The organism is Streptomyces sp. NPDC023573 (genome assembly GCF_055559735.1).
Genome location: NZ_JBVHKB010000002.1, coordinates 324,458 through 344,679, shown reverse-complemented (window position 1 = coordinate 344,679; position 20,222 = coordinate 324,458). Strand labels below are relative to the sequence as shown.

General features: G+C 72.6%; 14 protein-coding genes. 10 read left to right on the top strand and 4 right to left on the bottom strand.

Annotated elements, in window-relative coordinates:
* Window positions 1-105: 105 nt before the first annotated feature.
* Together ACZ32T_RS08010 and ACZ32T_RS08005 are read left to right on the top strand one after the other, a co-directional pair.
* A complete protein-coding gene (locus ACZ32T_RS08010; protein ID WP_467365916.1) occupies window positions 106-963 on the top strand; it encodes an ABC transporter ATP-binding protein in 858 nt (285 codons plus the stop codon).
* On the top strand, window positions 960-3,461 hold the full coding sequence (locus ACZ32T_RS08005; RefSeq protein ID WP_467365914.1) for an ABC transporter permease: 2,502 nt from the start codon (window positions 960-962) through the stop codon (window positions 3,459-3,461). Before ACZ32T_RS08010 ends, ACZ32T_RS08005 begins: the two co-directional genes overlap by 4 nt.
* On the opposite strand, the gene ACZ32T_RS08000 is transcribed toward ACZ32T_RS08005, so the two are convergent.
* Window positions 3,456-4,136 (bottom strand): MOSC domain-containing protein, encoded by a 681-nt coding sequence (locus ACZ32T_RS08000; RefSeq protein ID WP_467266613.1) that lies wholly within the window; start codon window positions 4,134-4,136, stop codon window positions 3,456-3,458. The genes ACZ32T_RS08005 and ACZ32T_RS08000 overlap by 6 nt on opposite strands.
* Before the next feature lie 82 nt (window positions 4,137-4,218).
* On the opposite strand from ACZ32T_RS08000, the gene ACZ32T_RS07995 reads away from it, so the two are divergent.
* Window positions 4,219-5,109: a LysR family transcriptional regulator gene (locus tag ACZ32T_RS07995; protein WP_467266611.1), complete on the top strand. Its 891-nt coding sequence runs from the start codon at window positions 4,219-4,221 to the stop codon at window positions 5,107-5,109.
* Between the two features lie 85 nt (window positions 5,110-5,194).
* Here ACZ32T_RS07995 and ACZ32T_RS07990 read toward each other — a convergent pair whose 3' ends face one another.
* Window positions 5,195-5,524, bottom strand: coding sequence for a WhiB family transcriptional regulator (locus tag ACZ32T_RS07990; RefSeq protein ID WP_356714231.1), 330 nt, complete (start codon window positions 5,522-5,524; stop codon window positions 5,195-5,197).
* A 424-nt stretch (window positions 5,525-5,948) separates the two neighbouring features.
* On the opposite strand from ACZ32T_RS07990, the gene ACZ32T_RS07985 reads away from it, so the two are divergent.
* The 4 genes from ACZ32T_RS07985 to ACZ32T_RS07970 all read left to right on the top strand — a co-directional run bounded on the left by ACZ32T_RS07985 (window position 5,949) and on the right by ACZ32T_RS07970 (window position 10,569).
* Window positions 5,949-6,560: a response regulator transcription factor gene (locus tag ACZ32T_RS07985; protein WP_003948568.1), complete on the top strand. Its 612-nt coding sequence runs from the start codon at window positions 5,949-5,951 to the stop codon at window positions 6,558-6,560.
* Window positions 6,561-6,895: 335 nt separating this feature from the next.
* Window positions 6,896-7,471 carry a sigma-70 family RNA polymerase sigma factor gene (locus ACZ32T_RS07980; protein ID WP_030123887.1) on the top strand — a complete coding sequence of 192 codons (576 nt, stop codon included), beginning with the start codon at window positions 6,896-6,898 and terminating at the stop codon, window positions 7,469-7,471.
* Between the two features lie 136 nt (window positions 7,472-7,607).
* Entirely contained in the window at window positions 7,608-9,110 is a 1,503-nt protein-coding gene (gene guaB, locus ACZ32T_RS07975; protein ID WP_467266608.1) for an IMP dehydrogenase, read from the top strand.
* Between the two features lie 334 nt (window positions 9,111-9,444).
* On the top strand, window positions 9,445-10,569 hold the full coding sequence (locus ACZ32T_RS07970; RefSeq protein WP_365934571.1) for a GuaB3 family IMP dehydrogenase-related protein: 1,125 nt from the start codon (window positions 9,445-9,447) through the stop codon (window positions 10,567-10,569).
* Between the two features lie 70 nt (window positions 10,570-10,639).
* Here the strand turns inward: ACZ32T_RS07970 and ACZ32T_RS07965 are convergent, their stop codons facing one another.
* Both ACZ32T_RS07965 and ACZ32T_RS07960 read right to left on the bottom strand, forming a co-directional pair.
* Complete coding sequence (locus tag ACZ32T_RS07965; RefSeq protein WP_467365912.1) at window positions 10,640-11,281, bottom strand: hypothetical protein; 642 nt, start codon at window positions 11,279-11,281, stop codon at window positions 10,640-10,642.
* Between the two features lie 122 nt (window positions 11,282-11,403).
* Entirely contained in the window at window positions 11,404-12,666 is a 1,263-nt protein-coding gene (locus ACZ32T_RS07960) for a nucleotide sugar dehydrogenase (protein ID WP_467266604.1), read from the bottom strand.
* Window positions 12,667-12,921: 255 nt separating this feature from the next.
* Here ACZ32T_RS07960 and ACZ32T_RS07955 point away from each other — a divergent pair, with 255 nt between their 5' ends.
* From ACZ32T_RS07955 to ACZ32T_RS07945, 3 genes are all read left to right on the top strand, one after another.
* Window positions 12,922-14,628, top strand: a complete 1,707-nt coding sequence (locus tag ACZ32T_RS07955; protein ID WP_467266602.1) for a glycerol-3-phosphate dehydrogenase/oxidase — start codon at window positions 12,922-12,924, stop codon at window positions 14,626-14,628.
* Between the two features lie 415 nt (window positions 14,629-15,043).
* The gene (locus tag ACZ32T_RS07950) at window positions 15,044-17,128 is read left to right on the top strand and encodes a serine/threonine-protein kinase (RefSeq protein ID WP_467365910.1); all 2,085 of its coding nucleotides are present in this window, start codon (window positions 15,044-15,046) and stop codon (window positions 17,126-17,128) included.
* 177 nt (window positions 17,129-17,305) lie between these two features.
* Window positions 17,306-20,176 carry a protein kinase gene (locus ACZ32T_RS07945; protein ID WP_467365908.1) on the top strand — a complete coding sequence of 957 codons (2,871 nt, stop codon included), beginning with the start codon at window positions 17,306-17,308 and terminating at the stop codon, window positions 20,174-20,176.
* Window positions 20,177-20,222 lie beyond the last annotated feature (46 nt).

Below are 20,222 nucleotides of genomic sequence, written 5' to 3'. Positions count from 1 at the left end.
TACCCCGGTAGCACCCCATGTCGGCCCCCGGGTATGACGCCCGGCGCGGTGTCGTCCTCGTACGTTCCACCCGTCGGTACGGAGAACATCACGAAAGGGCGGAACATGAGGCTACGCAGCGGCAAACGGCAGAAGGCGGACGACCGGCCGGAGGCCCCGGCCGCCACACCCGGTCTCGCCGTCGAACTGCGCGGTGTCCGCAGGCGTTACGGCCGCGGCCCCGGCACCGTGCACGCGCTCGCGGGCGTCGACCTCGCCCTTCCGCGCGGCACGTTCACCGCCGTCATGGGCCCGTCCGGGTCAGGGAAGTCCACCTTCCTGCAATGCGCCGCCGGGCTCGACCAGCCGTCGGACGGATCCGTGTACCTCGGTGGCACCGAGATCACCGGTATGAGCGAGAACCGGCTCACCGAACTCCGCCGCAGCCGCCTCGGCTTCGTCTTCCAGGCGTTCAACCTGCTGCCGTCGCTGACCGTGGAGCAGAACGTCCTGCTGCCCCTGCGCCTCGCCGGGCAGCGCCAGGACCGCCGCCGGGCGGCCGAGGTGCTCGCGCGGGTCGGGCTCGCCGACAAGGCGCGGCGCCGGCCCGGCGAGCTCTCCGGCGGCCAGCAGCAGCGCGTGGCCGTCGCCCGCGCCCTGGTCACGGGGCCTGACGTGATCTTCGCCGACGAGCCGACCGGAGCCCTCGACACCGGCACCGCCGCCGAGGTACTCGGCCTGCTCCGGCACGCGGTGGACACTCCCACCGGCTCCGGGCCCCACGCGGGCGGGGGGTACGCCCATGGCGCCACCGTCGTCATGGTCACCCACGACCCGGCCGCGGCCGCGTGGGCCGACCAGGTGCTGTTCCTCGCCGACGGCACCTTCGCCGGCGGCCTGGAGCGCGGTTCGGCGGAGCAGATCGCCGCGCGGATGGCGGCGCTGACCGCCCGCACGGGCGCGATGGCGGGGGCCGCCGCATGAGGCGCCCCACCGGACTCGCCCGCGCGGCCGTCCGCTTCAGGCCCGCGTCGTTCGCGGGCACGTTCGTCGCGCTGATGATGGCGGCGCTGATCGTCTCGGCCTGCGGAACCCTGCTGGAGACAGGCATCCGCGCCTCGGTGCCCGCGCAGCGGTACGCGAAGGCACCGGTCGTCGCGGCGGCCGACCAGTCCGCCCGGGTCGTCTCCGACACCGTCGACGGCCCCGAGGAATCCGCCTACCCGCTGCCGGACAAGGCGCGCGTCGACGTGGGCCTCGTGGCGAAGGCGGCCCGGGCGCCGGGCGCCGGGGCCGCGGTGCCGGACTCCACCTTCCCGGTGCGGCAGGACGGCGCGGCGCTCACCGGCCACGGCTGGGGATCGCACGCCTTCACCGGTGCCGCGCTGTCCGCCGGCACAGCGCCCCGAGCGGGCGAGGTCGTGCTCGGCGACGCCGCCGCCCGGGGCGCGAAGACCGGTGTGGGCGGCACCGTCACGCTCGAAACAGCCGCGGGCCGCGCGGACTTCCGGGTCTCCGGACTGGCCGGGCCCGGGACCGCCGGCGACACCACGGCCGCTGCCTATTTCGCCGACGCCGAGGCACCCACGCTGGCCGGGCACCCCGGCAAGGTCGACGCCATCGCCGTACTGGCCGAGGACGGCGCCTCCCCCGCCGACGAATCGGCCCTCGCCGCCGCCGTCGAAGAGGCCCTCGCCGGCTCCGGCGCGCAGGTGCTCACCGGAGACGCCCGAGGCGGCGTAGAGGACCGGGGACTGGCGTACGCCAAGGACACGCTCACCGGACTCGGCGGCTCCTTCGGCGGGATCGCCACACTGGTCGCCGTCTTCACCGCCGCTGGAACCGTCGCGCTCTCCGTCGGCCAGCGCACCCGCGAGTTCGCACTGCTGCGCGCGGTCGGCGCCACCCCGCGGCAGATCCGCCGCGCGGTCGCCGCGGAGGCGCTCCTCGTCGCGCCGCTCGCCGGTCTTGCCGGCTGTCTGCCGGGGATCGGGCTCGCGCACTGGTGGTTCGGGCAGCTGAAGGACCGCGGGGTCATCCCGGACCCGGTCGAACTCCACGTCTCGTGGGTCCCGCTGGTCGTCGCCGTCGGGGCCGGGTTGCTCACGGCGCTCGGCGCCGGCTGGGCGGCCGGGCGCAGGCCCGCCAGGATCAGACCGGGACAGGCACTCGCCGAAGCCTCGGTGGAACGGCTGCGGCCGGGCGTCGTCCGGACCCTCCTCGGGCTGGCCGCCCTCGGCGGTGGCGCGGTACTCGCCGGCGTCGCGTCCTCCTCCGCCGGTGACGACGCGGCAGGTGCCTCCCTCGGCGTCATCATGCTCTTCATGCTCGCCTTCGCCCTGCTCGGCCCGCTGGTGGCCCGGCTGTGCGCGGCGCTCTTCGGCCTGCTGGTGCGCGGCGGCGGGGCCGCGGCGACACTGGCCGCCGCCAACTCCCGCACCAACTCCCGGCGGCTGGCCTCCGCGATCACCCCGATCGTGCTGGCCATGGCCTTCGCCTCGACGCTCGTCTTCATGCACACGAGCGAGAGCAAGGTCGCCTCCGATCAGCTCCGCGCCGGCATCACGGCGGACCACGTCGTCACCGACCCGGCGGGCCTGCCCGCCGACGCCGCCGACCGGGCCGCCCGCGCCCCCGGCGTCGACGCGGCCGTGAGCCTGCTCGACACACAGGTGCTGGTGCCCGTCCGCGCCGTCGGCGAGACGTCGTTGCTCGGGGCGGCGGCCCAGGGCGTCTCGGGCTCCGCCGACCGGCTCGCCCTGGTGCAGGACCTGGACGTGCGCAGCGGCAGCCTGGACCGCGTGGGCGCGGGCCGGATCGCCATCGACAGGACCCTCGCCGCCTCGGCGGGGGTCGAGGTCGGCGACACGCTGCCGCTCTACCTCCCCGACGGCACCGAGGACCGCCCCGAGGTCGTCGCGGTCTACGGCAGGGGCCTGGGCCTCGCGGCGGTGACCATGGACCGCGCGTCCCTGGCCGGTCATGTCACGGCCGGCTTCGACAGCACGCTGCTCGTACACGGCGGGGACGCCGGCTCGCTCGCCGCACTCGGCGAGGTCACCGACGCCTCGGGCTACGCCGTCGAGCAGGACCTGGACCACGCGTACGGCGCCTGGTCGAACTACATGATGGCCGCCGTCCTGGGCGGCTTCGCCGCCGTCGCCGCCGTCAACACCCTGGTGATGACGGTCCTGGACCGCCGCCGCGAACTGTCCACGCTGCGCCTCGTCGGCTCCACCCGCCGGCAGGTGCTGCGCATGCTCCGCTGGGAGAGCCTGCTGGTCTCGGCGACGGGCGTGACCCTGGGCACGGTGATCGCCATGATCACGCTGACGCCGATGATGCGCGGCGTGACGGGCGAGTCCCCGTACGTGCCCCCGCTGCTGTACGCGGCGTTCGCCGCGACCGCCGTGACCCTCGGCCTCGTCGCCGTGACCCTCCCGGCCCGCGCGGCACTGCGCGACCGGGAGGCGGGATCATGACGCGTGACCGGCGCTCCGCTGCGCCACGTACTCCCGTGCCGCGCGCAGGGCCTCCGTGTGCAGCGCGTCACCCGCTTCGAGCAGGCGCGGCAGCAGCTCCCGCTCCGTGGTCGTCGCCCGGAACGCCAGGGCCGTGGTGATCTCGTGGCCGGGTACGTGCACCACCTCGACCGGGTCACCGGAACGGATCGTCCCCGGCTCGATCACCCGGAGGTACGCGCCCGTGGCCCCCTCGCGCGTGAACCGCTTCACCCAGCCCCGCTCGCCCAGGTGACCCGCGAACGTGCGGCACGGGATGCGGCCCGACGTCACCTCCAGGATCACCTCGTCGCCGATCCGCCAGCGCTCCCCGATCCGCGCGTGGCTCACGGTGAGCCCGAGGGTCGTGAGGTTCTCGCCGAACGCGCCGTTGGGCAGGGGGCGGCCGAGCCGCTTCTCCCAGGTGTCGAGCTCCTCGCGGGCGTAGGCGTACACGGCCTGGTCCGACCCGCCGTGGTGCCTGAGGTCGCACACGGCGTCACCGGCCAGGCCGCTGCCGCCGCTGCCCTTGAGGCCGGGGTCGGCGACCCGCACGGGACCGTCGGACGGCTGCTTGCCGATCCCGGTGAGCCCGTCGGCTCCGTCGCTGTGGGGAGAGGGCGTGGGACGGCCGAGATTCACGGTGAGCACCTTCATAACCGGACAGGCTAACGGTGCGGTACTCAAAGTCGCTCGTGATTAATCGCCCGGAGCTGCAAGAGTCGCTTATGGTTGGAGGGTGATCGAAGCCCGTCATCTCCGTGTCCTGCGTGCCGTGGCCACCACCGGTTCCTTCTCCGCCGCCGCACGGGAGCTGGGCTGCACCCAGCCCGCCGTCAGCCAGCAGATGAAGGCCCTGGAGAGCTCGGCGGGTACTCCGCTGCTGATCCGTACGGGACGCGAGATGCGCCTCACCCAGGCGGGTGAGGCGCTGGTGCGGCACGCCTCCGGCATCCTCGCGGGGCTGACCGCCGCCGAGGAGGAGATCGCCGCGATCGCCGGGCTGCGGGCCGGCCGGGTCCGGCTCGTGTCGTTCCCCAGCGGAAGCTCCACCCTGGTCCCCGGTGCCCTCGCCGCGCTGCGCGCCGCGCACCCCGGCACCCGGGTCTCGCTCGTGGAGGCCGAGCCGCCGCGCTCGGTGGAGATGCTGCGCGACGGGGACTGCGACATCGCGCTCGCCTTCCGTTACGGGACGGCCGGCGGCGAGTGGGACGACCTGGTCGTGCGCCCGCTGCTCAGCGACCGGCTGATCGGCCTGGTCCCCGAGGGGCACCGGCTGGCGGACGCCGACGCGGTGGGCATCGGGGAGCTGGCCGACGAGTCGTGGATCGCCGGCTGCCCGCGCTGCCGGCGTCAGCTGGTGGAGGTCTGCGAGGAGTCCGGCTTCACCCCCCGGATCGACTTCGCCACGGATGACTACCCGGCGGTGATCGGCCTCGTCGGGGCGGGTCTCGGGGTCGCCGTCCTGCCCCGGCTGGCCATCGAGTCCGTACGTTCCAAGGGGGCGCGCACCGTGGCGGTGGAGCCCGCCGTGGAGCGGGAGATCGTCGCCCTCACCCTGCCCGACCTCGCGCGGGTGCCCGCCGTGGCAGCGACCCTGGACCAGCTGTCCCTGGCGGCCGCACGCTGAGGGGCGCGGCGCGCGGCACCCGTGGCGCCAGGTGCCGCGACAGGTGTGAGGAAACGTTTCTGCGTTCGATGGGCCGTGCGGAGTGTCAGGTCTGGCCGGCCTCCGGGGCCGGTCCTGAGTGGGCGGAGATCAGACGGTTGCGGGCGCGGCCCATGAGCTCTTCGCGCTCGTCCTCGGTCAGACCGCCCCATACGCCGTAGGGCTCTCGTACCGCGAGCGCGTGCGCCGCGCACTCGGCGCGCACCGGGCAGCGCATGCAGACCTCCTTCGCCGAGGTCTCACGGGCACTCCGGGCTGCTCCGCGTTCCCCTTCGGGGTGGAAGAAGAGCGAACTGTCGACCCCGCGGCAGGCGGCCAGCAGCTGCCAGTCCCACAGGTCCGCATTGGGTCCGGGAAGGCGGGAGAAATCTGCCATTGCGTGTCCCCTCGAAACCTTGCTGGTTCGGAAACGGCTTCCTCGACCGTTGTTGCTCGCCGGTGACCTTGAGTCCCGACGGTACATCTACGGTGTTAGTAGATGTAAATATGACTGATTGCGAATCTAGCCTCAGACGCCAGCAAAAGGGAAGAAAACCCGCTAAATGGGGCAGGTCGAGGAGTGAGAGATCGGTTGACGGGTGAAGAATCCCGTGTCGCTCTCCTCCGTGTGCGAGCCCTCACTTAGAGTGCCGAACCGGATGCTTTGGCCCGTAACTCTTTCGAGTGACCGTCGTTGATGGGGGAGAGGCGGTTGACGGAGAACGAGCTCGGGCAGATGTCCGAGGGGGTCAACCGCACAGGTGACGACTTGTATCAGCCTGGAGGCTCAAGGTGACGCGCATCAGCTGCGGAGGACGGTCATGACATCCGTCCTCGTCTGCGACGACTCCCCGCTTGCCCGAGAAGCGCTCCGCCGCGCGGTTGCGACCGTGCCCGGCGTCGAGCGTGTGACGACGGCGGCCAACGGCGAGGAAGTCCTCCGCCGCTGGGGGGCCGACCGTTCGGATTTGATTCTGATGGACGTACGCATGCCCGGTCTGGGGGGTGTGGAGACGGTCCGGCGGCTGCTCTCGGCCGACCCGGGGGCCAGGATCATCATGCTGACCGTCGCCGAGGACCTGGACGGTGTCGCGCTCGCGGTCGCCGCCGGGGCCCGCGGCTATCTACACAAGGACGCCTCGCGCGCCGAGCTGCGCGCGACGGTGACCCAGGCGCTCGCGGACCCGACGTGGCGGCTCGCCCCGCGCCGGCTGCGGTCCGCCGAGATGGGGGCGGCGCCGACCCTGACCGCACGGGAGATCCAGGTGCTCGAGGGCATGAGCCATGGGCGTTCCAACGCGGAGATCGGGCGTGAGCTGTTCCTCTCCGAGGACACGGTGAAGACGCACGCGCGACGTCTGTTCAAGAAGCTCGGGGCCTCGGACCGTGCGCACGCCGTCGCGCTCGGATTCCGCTGGGGTCTGGTCCGCTGATGCCGCCGCGCGGCCGGTAGCCGTGCGATCCCGTCCGCACGCCGGCGGACGGGGAGGCGGTGGCGGCGGACCTGCGGCCGGGCCCTCCCCACCAGCGCCATGTGACGCTTTCCGGCCGATGCCGCATCCTTGGGGTTGTGGAGTTCCTCGGGGAACATTCGGTCGAGCGGAAGGGGAGGGCGCAGGCCATGACATCCGGCGCACCCGCTCAGAACGCTGGAGCACTCGCTCACGACGCCGACGACACACATACCGGCGCATCCGCTGATAACGCTTCGGTGCACAACTCGGGACGCGATGCATCGGATCGGGCGGCGCCAAGGCACCATGGTCCGATGCGCGAGGACGGGACGACGGTGATCGGTGCTCTGGTGCACCGTGCCGTCGACGGTGACGCGCAGGCCACCCATGACCTGCTGGCCCATGTGCACCCGCTTGCTCTGCGTTACTGCAGGTCACGGCTGAATCGGCTGCCCGGTGATGCCCGTCACTTCGTGGAGGACCTCGCGCAGGAGGTCTGCGTCGCGGTCCTGATGGCGCTGCCGCGGTACAAGGACACCGGCAGGCCCTTCGAGGCGTTCGTCTTCGCCATCGCGGGCCACAAGGTCGCCGACCTCCAGCGCGCCGCGATGCGGCACCCCGGATCGACGGCCGTGCCCTCCGACGAGATGCCGGAACGGCCCGACGACTCGCTCGGCCCCGAGGAGCGGGCGCTGCTCAGCAGCGACGCGGCCTGGGCCAAGAAGCTTCTCGCCAACCTGCCGGAGAACCAGCGCGAGCTGCTGGTCCTCCGGGTCGCGGTCGGACTGACCGCGGAGGAGACCGGGCAGATGCTCGGGATGTCCCCGGGCGCCGTCCGCGTCGCCCAGCACCGCGCGCTGAGCAGACTGCGGGCCCTCGCGGGCCAGTAGAGGCCGGTTCGCCAGGGCCTTCGGGATGTGGAGGAAGCCACAGAACCGTCAGGTGATCTTGCTCGTGGAATGAGACACCCCGTTGGGCCGTTAGCATGGACATCCGCACCGATCAAGGCCATTTGGGGAAGGTGTCATGACTGCAAACGTCGACGGAGTGCCCGAGAAATTCGCGACGCTCGGGCTGACATACGACGACGTGCTGCTGCTGCCGGGCGCATCTGACGTGCTGCCCAACGCGGTCGACACCTCGTCGCTCATCTCGCGGAACGTACGCGTGAACATCCCGCTGCTCTCCGCCGCGATGGACAAGGTGACCGAGGCCCGGATGGCCATCGCCATGGCCCGGCAGGGTGGTGTCGGTGTCCTGCACCGCAACCTCTCGATCGAGGACCAGGTCAACCAGGTCGACCTGGTGAAGCGGTCCGAGTCCGGCATGGTGACCGACCCGATCACCGTGCACCCCGACGCCACGCTCGGCGAGGCCGACGCGCTCTGCGCGAAGTTCCGCATCAGCGGAGTGCCGGTCACCGACCCCGCGGGCAAGCTCCTCGGCATCGTGACCAACCGTGACATGGCCTTCGAGTCGGACCGTTCGCGTCAGGTGCGCGAGGTCATGACGCCGATGCCGCTGGTCACGGGCAAGGTCGGCATCTCGGGCGTCGAGGCCATGGAGCTGCTGCGCCGCCACAAGATCGAGAAGCTGCCGCTGGTCGACGAGGCCGGCATCCTCAAGGGCCTCATCACGGTCAAGGACTTCAAGAAGGCCGAGCAGTACCCGAACGCCGCCAAGGACGCCGAAGGCCGTCTGCTGGTCGGCGCGGCCGTCGGCGCCAGCCCCGAGGCGCTGGACCGCGCGCAGGCGCTCGCGTCCGCCGGGGTCGACTTCCTGATCGTCGACACCTCGCACGGCCACAACAGCAACGCCCTCAACTGGATGGCGAAGATCAAGTCGGCCGTGGACGTGGACGTGATCGGCGGCAACGTCGCCACCCGCGACGGCGCCCAGGCCCTGATCGACGCCGGCGTGGACGGCGTCAAGGTCGGCGTCGGACCCGGTTCGATCTGTACCACCCGTGTGGTCGCCGGCATCGGGGTCCCGCAGGTCACCGCGATCTACGAGGCCGCGCTGGCCGCCCGCGCGGCGGGCGTCCCGGTCATCGGCGACGGCGGTCTGCAGTACTCCGGCGACATCGGCAAGGCCCTGGTGGCCGGCGCGGACACGGTGATGCTCGGTTCGCTGCTGGCGGGCTGCGAGGAGTCCCCGGGTGAGCTGATGTTCATCAACGGCAAGCAGTTCAAGTCGTACCGCGGCATGGGTTCGCTGGGCGCGATGCAGTCCCGTGGACAGGGCCGTTCGTACTCGAAGGACCGCTACTTCCAGGCCGAGGTGTCCTCGGACGACAAGCTCGTCCCCGAGGGCATCGAGGGCCAGGTGCCCTACCGCGGCCCGCTGGCCAACGTGCTGCACCAGCTCGTCGGCGGTCTCCGCCAGACGATGGGGTACGTGGGCGCGGCCTCGGTCGACGAGATGGAGAGCAAGGGCCGCTTCGTCCGGATCACCTCGGCGGGTCTCAAGGAGAGCCACCCGCACGACATCCAGATGACGGTCGAAGCACCGAACTACAGCAGGAAGTAACCCATAGCGCAGGTGAGGGGCGGACCGGGGTTCCCGGGACCGCCCTCGGCCCGCCCGTCGCACGGGGGTGGCGTCGCGGGGCCGGGTGCGTGCAGCTGCGGCGTCGTCGTCGATCCTCCCCAGGGTCTCGGCTTCTCCCCCACTGTCGGCTGCGCTCGAGCGGGGGGACCCCATGACCCGGGGAGACCCCAACCGCTCCGCGTTGCCTCGATCCTCCGCCTTGCAGCCGCACGCACCCGGCCCCGTTCCTCGACCCACCCCCATGCGACGGGCGGGCTCACCCGTGTGTCGGGGATACTGGTCAGCGCAGACGTAGAGGGAAAGGCCACACATCGTGACTGAGATCGAGATCGGGCGCGGCAAGCGCGGCCGCCGGGCTTACGCATTCGACGACATCGCTGTCGTACCGAGCCGCCGCACCCGGGACCCGAAGGAGGTCTCGATCGCCTGGCAGATCGACGCCTACCGCTTCGAGCTGCCCTTCCTGGCCGCCCCCATGGACTCGGTGGTCTCCCCGCAGACCGCCATCCGCATCGGTGAGCTGGGCGGCCTCGGCGTCCTCAACCTCGAGGGGCTGTGGACCCGCCACGAGGACCCGCAGGCGCTCCTCGACGAGATCGCCGAGATGCCCGTCGAGACCGCCACCCCGCGGCTCCAGGAGATCTACTCCGCCCCCATCCAGGAGGAGCTGATCGGGCAGCGCATCAAGGAGGTGCGCGACTCCGGTGTCGTCACCGCCGCCGCGCTCTCGCCGCAGCGCACCGCGCAGTTCTCCAAGGCCGTGGTCGACGCGGGTGTGGACATCTTCGTCATCCGCGGTACGACGGTCTCCGCCGAGCACGTCTCCGGTGCCGCCGAGCCGCTCAACCTGAAGCAGTTCATCTACGAGCTGGACGTCCCGGTCATCGTCGGCGGCTGTGCCACGTACACCGCCGCCCTGCACCTGATGCGCACCGGCGCGGCCGGTGTCCTCGTCGGCTTCGGCGGCGGCGCGGCGCACACCACGCGCAACGTCTTCGGCATCCAGGTCCCGATGGCGACCGCGGTCGCCGATGTGGCCGGGGCCCGCCGTGACTACATGGACGAGTCCGGCGGCCGGTACGTCCACGTCATCGCGGACGGTGGCGTCGGCTGGTCCGGCGACATCCCGAAGGCCGTCGCCTGCGGCGCGGACGCCGTGATGATGGGCTCCCCGCTGGCCCGCGCCACGGACGCGCCCGGCCGCGGCCGGCACTGGGGCATGGAGGCCGTCCACGAGGACGTGCCGCGCGGCAAGCTGGTCGACCTGGGCTCCGTCGGCACGACGGAGGAGGTCCTCACCGGCCCCTCGCACAACCCCGACGGCTCGATGAACATCTTCGGCGCGCTGCGCCGGGCGATGGCCACCACGGGCTACAGCGACCTCAAGGAGTTCCAGCGCGTCGAGGTGACGGTGGCGGACTCGCAGCACCGCCGCTGACGTCGCCCGCACCACGCGGACGGCCCGGACCATTTCCCTGGTCCGGGCCGTCGTGCGTGGTGCGAGGGGGTCAGCCGGCGCGCCTGGCGCCACCGAAGGCGGCCACCGGGCCCAGGAGGAGGAAGAGGTACGTCATGAAGTCGGCCTCCTCCTTCCAGATGTCGAGGACATCGCCGAAGTGGTCGAAGAACACCTCGGAGAAGCCGACGCCCAGACCGTCCGCGAGGATCATCGACATGCCGATGAGCTGGCCGAGGAAGACGGCGACCAGGGAGAAGACGGCACTCGCGCCGAGGACGGCCGGGTTGGCGCCGCCGACCTTGCTCGCGGCGAAGCCGACCAGGAAGCCGACGCCGATGGCCGCGTAGCCGACCTCACGCTCGATGGAGCCGGCCAGGACGCCGTAGAGGATGGCGGCCACGATCGCGGCGCCCAGGGCGGCCAGCACACCGAGGCCGACCTTGTTGCCGCCCGCCTGCGGGGCGGGCGGGAACGGGCCGCCGGCGAACTGGCCCGGCTGCCGGCCCTGCTGGCCCGCGAAGGGGTTGCCCGTCGGCGCCGGCGGCTGCTGGCCGTAGGGGTTGCCCGTCGGTGCCGGCGGCTGCTGGCCGTAGGGGTTGCCGGGCTGCTGATCCGCGTACGGGTTGCCGTCGGCCGGCTGGCCGCCGTAGGGCTGCTGTGGCTGATTCGGCGGCTGCACGGGCTGGCTCATGATGGATCTTCCCCCTGGGACGAATACGCGCACGACTGTGCGAGAAGTGACGCCGCAGGCTAGCAGTCCGGGCCGACATAGCCCACCGCCGATCCTTGGGGGCACTGGCCTCGGAGGCCTTCCTACAGCCGGTGCGCGGCTCCCGCCGGGGTCGCTCCCCGGGTGTCCAGGAGGAGTTGGGCCTTCACGGCGAGGCCCTGGAGGTCGTACGTGCGGTGATGTTGGAGAAGCACCGTCAGATCGGCTCCGGCGGCGGCCTCGTAGAGCGAGTCGGCGCGGGGGACGGGCAGGTCGCGCACCCGCCAGTCCAGTACGTGCGGGTCGTGGTAGCCGATCTGGGCGCCCATGTCCATCAGCCGGGTCGCGATCTCCCGGGCGGGCGAGGCCTCCTGGTCGGCGAGGTCCGGCTTGTAGGTGATCCCCAGCAGCAGGACCCGGGCCCCCCGGACGGACTTGCCGTGCTCGTTCAGCAGGGTCGCGCAGCGCTGGATCACATAGCTCGGCATCCGGTCGTTGATCTCCTTGGCGAGCGAGACCATGCGCAGCGGGTGGCCGGGCGTACGGCTGGTGTAGGGGAAGTAGCCGGGGTCCACGGGGACGCCGTGGCCGCCGACACCCGGCCCGGGGCGGAACGGCTCGAAGCCGAACGGCTTGGTCTCGGCGCACCTGATGACGTCCCAGAGGTCGACACCGAGGTCGTGGCAGAGCACCGCCATCTCGTTGACCAGCGCGATGTTGACGTGCCGGAAGTTGGTCTCGAGGACCTTCGTCATCTCCGCCTCGCGCGGGCCGCGGGCCCGGACGACCTTGTCGGTGAGCCGCCCGTAGAAGGCGGCGGCCGATTCGGTGCAGGCGGGGGTGAGGCCACCGATGACCTTCGGGGTGTTGCCGTAGACGTGGGTGCGGTTGCCGGGGTCGAGACGGCCGGGGGAGTGGGCGAGGTGGAAGTCCCGCCCGGCGCGCAGCCCGGAGCCCTCCTCCAGCAGAGGGCGTACGACGTTCTCGGTGGTGCCGGGCGGCACGGCCGACTCCACCAGGACGGTGGTGTGCGGCCGCAGCCGCGCGGCGAGCGCCCGGGCGGCGTCCGTGACGGCGCGGAGGTCGAGGGCGCGGTCGGGCCCGAGGGGGGTGGGGGCGCAGATCGCGGCGGTGCGCACCCGGCCCAGCTCGGCCGGGTCGGCGGTGGGCCGGAAGCCGCCCGAGACCATCCGCCGGATGTCCGACGCGCTGAGGGATCCCTCGACCGGAGTACGGCCCGCGGAGAGTTCGGCGAAGGGGCGTGGGTCGGTGTCGTAGCCGACGGTGTGGATTCCCACGCCTACGGCTGCCTGGGCGAGGGGCAGGCCGAGGTGACCGAGTCCGATGACGGCGAGGTCTGCGGGCATGTGGGCCGTCCTTTCCCTAAGGCCAAGAGACAGAAAGCGCAACTGCTGGGGACAGCGCTATGTCAGACTAGGCGTAAATATGACCTATATGTCGCATTCTGTGACTCGTGTGGGGCGGGTGTTGTCCACAGGCGGTGGCTGAAGTCGTGGACCGCGGACAGAATCGAGGGGTGGGCACGGGCGCCCGGCCCTCCGGCCGGTATCCGCTCACGTGCCGTACGAGCCCCGATGCACCGGGATTACCGGGAGGCAGCAGTGAGGACAGCGACACTGGGACCCGCGGAGCGCGCCGAAGCGCTGACCGCGATGGCCGAGCGCGAACTGGACGTGCTGGTCGTGGGAGCGGGCGTGGTCGGCGCCGGGACCGTGCTGGACGCCGCCACCAGAGGCCTTTCGACCGGGCTGGTCGAGGCGCGCGACTGGGCGTCCGGCACATCGAGCAGGTCGAGCAAGCTGATCCACGGCGGCCTGCGCTATCTGGAGATGCTGGACTTCGCGCTCGTACGGGAGGCGCTGAAGGAGCGCGGGCTGCTGCTGGAGCGGCTGGCGCCGCACCTCGTGAAGCCCGTGCCCTTCCTCTATCCGTTGCAGCACAAGGGCTGGGAGCGGCTCTACGCCGGCTCGGGCGTCGCGCTGTACGACGCGATGTCGGTCTCCTCCGGCCACGGCCGCGGGCTGCCCGTGCACCGGCACCTGTCCCGGCGCCACGCCCTCCGGGTCGCCCCCGCGCTCAAGAAGGACGCCCTGGTCGGCGCCCTCCAGTACTACGACGCCCAGATGGACGACGCGCGCTATGTGGCGACCCTGGTGCGCACAGCCGCGGGCTACGGCGCGCATGTGGCCAACAGGGCGCGGGTGACCGGCTTCCTCCGCGAGGGCGAGCGGGTCGTCGGCGCGCGGGTGCAGGACGTCGAGGGCGGTGAGGAGTACGAGATCAGGGCCAAGCAGGTGGTCAACGCCACCGGGGTGTGGACGGACGACACCCAGGCGCTGATCGGCGAGCGCGGACAGTTCCACGTCCGGGCGTCCAAGGGCATCCATCTCGTGGTGCCCAAGGACCGTATCCACTCCTCGACCGGACTCATCCTGCGCACCGAGAAGTCGGTGCTCTTCGTGATCCCGTGGGGACGGCACTGGATCATCGGCACGACCGACACCGACTGGGACCTGGACAAGGCCCATCCGGCCGCCTCCAGCGCCGACATCGACTATCTCCTCGAGCACGTGAACTCGGTGCTGAACACCCCGCTGGGCAGGGACGACGTCGAGGGCGTCTACGCGGGACTCCGGCCCCTGCTGGCCGGCGAGTCGGACGCCACGAGCAAGCTCTCGCGCGAACACACGGTGGCGCACCCGGCGCCCGGGCTCGTCGTCGTCGCGGGCGGCAAGTACACGACGTACCGGGTGATGGCGAAGGACGCCGTCGACGAGGCCGTCCACGCGCTGGACCAGCGGGTGGCGGAGTGTGTCACGGAGGACATCCCGCTGCTGGGCGCCGAGGGGTACCGCGCCCTGTGGAACGCCCGCGCCAGGATGGCCGCCCGTACAGGACTGCACGTGGTCCGGGTCGAGCACCTGCTCAACCGGTACGGCTCGATGACCGAGGAACTCCTGGAGCTCGTGAAGGGCGATCCCTCGCTGGGTGAGCCGCTGGCCGGCGCCGAGGACTATCTGCGGGCCGAGGTCGTCTACGCCGCCTCGCACGAGGGCGCCCGGCACCTCGACGACGTCCTGACGCGGCGTACCCGGATCTCCATCGAGACCTTCGACCGGGGCACCCGCTGCGCCCGCGAGTGCGCGGATCTGATGGCGCCGGTGCTCGGCTGGGACACGGACCAGGTCGAGCGGGAGGTGGAGCACTACCGCAAGCGCGTGGAGGCGGAGCGGGAGTCCCAGCGGCAGCCCGACGACCTGACGGCGGACGCGGCACGGCTGGGTGCACCGGACATCGTGCCCCGCTGAGACGGTCTCAGAAAGCCGCGCCGGGAGCCCTGTCCGGGGCCCGGCGCGGTCCGGCGGGGTTCGTGGCGGGGGCAGGGCCCGCCGACGGTGTCGTCGGCCGCGGAGTCGCATTTCTCCTCGCTCCGGGGGGTGTTGCGGGGGTCCGAGGGGCGGCCGTGAGGGCGCCGCTCTCGACGGCGGAACGGGGGAGGGAGGACGATGCGGTCGTGAGGTGTGGTTCGCTTGGCAGGCTCGCGGTTCCGAGGGCGGGCGGAGTCAGCGCCGACGGGGCGGTGGGCGGTGCCCTGTATGTCGGCATGGCAGGGTTTTCTCCCTCCGGCCGAACCAGGGCAGCCCCGGACCCGGGGCCATGACCGGTCCAGGGGTGAGGGACAATGAACGCTCTGCCAGGGCGGGTTGATCGCAGAGGGGACGCATGTCGGAGGCGGAGCAGGCGCGGGAGCCCCAAGGGGACAAGGACGGACGTCTCCTCGCGGGGCGGTACCGGCTCGGGGAGGTGCTCGGCCGGGGCGGCATGGGCACGGTCTGGCGTGCTGCCGACGAGACGCTGGGGCGTACGGTCGCGGTCAAGGAACTGCGGTTCCCGTCGTCGATCGACGACGACGAGAAACGGCGTCTCATCACGCGGACCCTGCGTGAGGCGAAGGCGATCGCGAGGATCCGCAACACCAGCGCCGTGACGGTCTACGACGTGGTCGACGAGGACGACCGGCCGTGGATCGTCATGGAACTCATCGAGGGCAAGTCCCTCGCCGAGGTGATCCGTGAGGACGGGACGCTGACGCCGAGGCGCGCGGCGGAGGTCGGACTCGCCATCCTCGACGTGCTGCGCTCGGCGCACCGCGAGGGCATCCTGCACCGCGACGTGAAGCCGTCCAACGTGCTGATCTCGGAGGACGGGCGGGTCGTCCTGACCGACTTCGGGATCGCGCAGGTCGAGGGCGACCCCTCGGTCACCTCTACGGGCATGCTCGTCGGCGCCCCTTCCTACATCTCGCCCGAGCGGGCCCGTGGCCACAAGCCCGGTCCGCCCGCCGACCTGTGGTCGCTGGGCGGGCTGCTGTACGCGAGCGTCGAGGGCCGCCCGCCGTACGACAAGGGCTCGGCGATCGCCACGCTGACCGCGGTGATGACGGAACCGGTCGAGCCGCCGGCGAACGCGGGCAAGCTGGAGGAGGTCATCTACGGCCTGCTCGCCAGGGACCCCGACGAGCGCCTGGACGACGCCGGGGCGCGTGTCCTGCTCAACGCGGTGATCAACGCTCCGGAAGAGCCCGTCGTGCCGCCGGCCGACTCCACCCAGGTCATGGCGCTGCCCACGATCAGCGACGCCAAGAGCGACAAGAGCGACAAGGGCGCCAGGAGCGACTCCAAGGGCAGCGGCAAGAAGGCCGCTGCTGCCGCTGCCGCCGTGTCCACCCCGGCAGCCGGGAGCGGCGGGCCCGGGTCCTCCACCGGCTCCGGGAGACCGGACGTCGGCGGACCGGCTCCCGCAGGCCGGGCTTCCGGATCCCCGTCCTCCCTCTCTTCCTCCTCCGCGACCACTCCGGTCGGCGTCTCGCAGATCGCCGAGGGCGCGCGGGACCGGCTGCGCGGCGCCCTGCGGTCCGTGCGCAACGCGAAGTCCCCGGCGGCGGGCACCGCCGTTCCCCCGGCGCCCTCGCACGCCCCGGGCACGGCCGCGACGGTCTCCGGGCGTCCGGCCGTGCCCCGCGCGTCGATCACCGATGTCGTGCCGCGCCGCACCCTGGCGGTCATCGCCGGCGTCGTCGTGCTCGCCGTCCTCGGTACGGTGCTGGCGCTCAGCCTCGGCGGTGACGACACGGGCAACGAAGGCGGCGGCTCCAAGGGCGACACCGCCGCGTCCGCCGGTGCGGCGGGCGGCGGCGACACCGAGGCCGGCTCCGGCGGAGGCTCGGGCAAGGGCGACGACAGCGAGAAGGACGGCGGCAAGGAAGGCCAGGGCCAGGACAAGGGCGAGGCGACCGGCGACACCTCCCCCTCGCCGGAGACCGGTGAGGAGACCCCGGACCCGGACGCGCTGCCGGCCGGGTTCAAGGCGGTCACCAACGAGCAGTTCCACTTCTCCATGGCGATGCCGGGGAACTTCAAGTTCGACAAAATAGCGGGACAGAACTCCGGCGCCATCTACAACGCCGACGGTGGTTTCCCCCGCGTCCAGATCGACTACAACTCCTCCCCGAAGGACGACGCGGCGGCCGCCTGGGCCGGGGCGGTCGCGGCGACCAAGAGCCTCAGCAACGGCTACAAGCACATCGGGATAAAGAAGGTCGAGTACAACGGCTACCCGACCGTCGCCGACTGGGAGTTCACACGTGACCAGCAGGGCATGCGGATCAGGGTCCTCAACCGGGGCTTCAAGGTCGACGCCACCCATGGCTACTCGATCATGATCAGCTGCAAGGCGGACACCTGGGACGACGACGAGTGCCGGACACTGCGCGAGACGGCGTTCGCCACGTTCGAGCCGACCGGCTGACCGCCCGGGCGGCCGGGTTGCCGTGACACGGCCGCGCGCCCTCGACTTGCCACGTATTGTGAGAGGCCGAAGACCGTACGCAGCCGGAATGAAGGGTCAATTGCACAGCAAGTGACCGCAATTGACGGATTCATGCGGTCTCGGTGACCGGGGGACAGCGCGCTCTGGGGAGGCGTCGTGGACGACTACGCGGGTCGGGTGCTTGCCGACCGCTACCGCCTTCCGCTGCCCCCGTCCGACGCCTTCGAGCTGGTCGAGACGCGGGCCTTCGACACGTACAGCGGGCAGGAAGTCCTGGTGCGGCAGGTGCCGTTGCCGGAGGTCGTGGACGCGGAGGTGCTCGACGCCGACGGTCTGACCTCCGCCAGGCGGGCCATTGGACGCACGGTGCGACGGCCCACCGACCCCGCGGTCCGGCGGGCGATCGAGGCCGCGCAGGCGGCGGCCCAGGTGCCCGACCACCCCCGCCTGGACCAGGTCTTCGACGTGTTCGCCGAGGCGGGATCGCTCTGGATAGTGAGCGAGCTGGTGGCCGCCCGGCCGCTTGCCGCGCTCCTCGCGGAGCGGCCCCTCAACCCCTACCGTGCCGCCGAGATCGGCTCCGACGTGCTCACGGCGCTGCGGGTGCTGCACGCGCACGGCTGGACGCACCGCAACATCACGGTCCGCACCGTGCTGGTCTGCGACGACGGCCGCGTCGTGCTGACCGGGCTCGCGGCAGGCGCGGCCGAGGAAGCGCTGTGCGGCTACGTTCCGGCGCCTGGCACGGACCCCGACGAGGAGAACGCCTACGGGCCGCCGGCGGTCGAATCGGGCCCCACCGGCCCGTACGAGCCCCCGGCGGCCGAGGCGGACCCGCACGAGGCCCGGGCCATCGAGTCCGGCCTGTACGAACCCTCGGTCGCCGAGGCGGAACCGTACGAGCCCCCGGCGGTCGGGGCCGGTCCGTACGAGCCTCCGGCGGTCGGGGCCGGTCCGTACGAGTCCCCGGGGTCCTTCGGGCAGGGCGCAGCCCTGCCCGGCCCCGACCAGTCGTCCGCTCCGGAGGCCCTGCCCGGCCCCCGGGAATCCACCGAGGGGGTGCCGGCCCCCGGGCCCCGCGGTGAGATCGAGGTGGCGCCGCCCGCCGGCCTGCCCGCGGCGGAGCCCGGCGCCGGGAGCGCCGCGCAGCTCCGCGCCGCCCGTGCCGGAGCCATCGCCGCCTACCGCGCGGGGGCCCGAGCCGCGGCCCGAGCGGGCGAGGACCGCAAGCGCGCCGGACACGGCCGCGACGACGGCCCCGGCGAGGGCCCCGACGCGGATGAGCGGGAGCAGCCCGTCGGGCCTCCCGCGCTCGGGCTGCCGCAGCTGCCCGCCGCCTGGGGCCGGGCGGCGGACGACCCGTACGCCTACGAGGACGACGAGGACGACGAGGACGACGACGAGGGCCCCGGCCCCACGCCCCCCGGCCGGCGCGTCCACCTCGCCGGTACGTGGGGCGACGGCCCCGGCTCCGGCCGGCCCGTGCCCGCGGGCGGCTCCGGAGGATCGGGCGGCTCCGGCGAGGACGCGCTGCGCGCCGACGCGCGGCGTCTCGGCAGCGGGCCCGTGGAACGCCAGGACCGGCTGCCGCAGCCGGTGGCCGCCCGTACGCCCTCCGGAGGGTGGGACGAGGTCGTCGCCGGAAGCGGCACCACCCCCGCCTACCGGGGCCCCGCCACGCCCCTCGCCGCCGAGCGCGCCCGGCAGGCCCGCATCGCCGTGGTCGGCGCGGTCACCGAGCGGTGGGCGCCCGAGCAGGCGGGGCCGGTCCACGACAACTGGCAGCTCGCCCCGCCCATCGGCCCCTCCACCGACCTGTGGGCGCTCGGCGCCCTGCTCTACCGCGCCGTGCAGGGCCACGCGCCGTACCCGGAGGAGAACGCCGCCGAGCTCGTCCAGATGGTGTGCGGCGAGCCGCCCGCCTTCGCGGAGGAATGCGGCCCGCTGCGGCCCGTCGTCGAGTCGCTGCTGCGTCAGGACCCCACGGAGCGGCCCGACTTCGAGGAGCTGCGCGGCTGGCTGCGCTCCCTCGTGCGCTCGGCCCCGGAGCCCGAGGCCGGCGCCGACATCGTCACGCTGCCGCCCGCGGACGCCACCCGCCTCCCGGTCGTGCGCCGCCGGGGCGAGCTGGTGCGCCGCCGTTGGGGCCGCGGAGGCGCCGCGCACGGCCGCCACCGCCAGGGGAAGCCGCAGCGCCGCGAGCAGCCACAGGCGTACGAGCAGCAGGAGGTGTACGAGAAGCCGCCGCGTGCGCCCCGCGAACCCAAGGGGCCCAAGGTGCTGCGCCAGCCGCAGCCGGGCGCCCGGGCACCGCGCCGGCTGGGACGGCTGCTGCTGGTGCTGATCCTCCTGCTGATGGCGGCCGCCATCGCCTACGCCGTGCTGTTCATGCCCGAATCGGATTCAGGGACGGAGACGGGGGCGTCGCCCTCCGGCTCCGCCGCACCGGGCCCGGGAGACAGCCCCTCCGGAGGCGGGACGCCGTCCGGCGGCCCGTCGGAAGCGGCTTCCTCGGGCTCGTCGGGCTCGTCGGGTTCGCAGAAGCCGCAGACCAGCCGATCCGCCGTGGCGCTCGCGGAGGGCTACGAGCTCCGCAAGGACGCCGAGGGCTTCGAGATCGGCGTCCCGAAGGGCTGGCAGCGCGGTGCGACCGGCACCGACCGTCAGATCCGTTACGGCAGCGACGGGTTCACGGTCCTCGTCGTGCCCGGCCGGGACACCGTCAAGGCCAACGGGAGCGACCCGCTGGACTACCAGCGGACCGCCGAGCCCGAGCTGAAGCCCTTCAGGGAGTCCAGCTGGGCCACGTCCACCGGCCTGCGCCGCGTCGACATCGGGCGACAGGCCATGGCGGAAGGGCAGTTCACCTGGCAGGAGAGTGACGGCCGCCAGGTGTACGTCCGCAACCTGGTCATGATCGTGGACGGCAGGTATCACATCGTGCAGGTCATCGGCCCGGAGAACGAGCGTGACAAGGTCTCGGAGATCTACGGACAGGCCATGTCCACCTATCGCGCGGGGTCCTGACGTCCCGTCCGCCTGACGCGACAAGCATCACAGTGCGGTCTCGTGA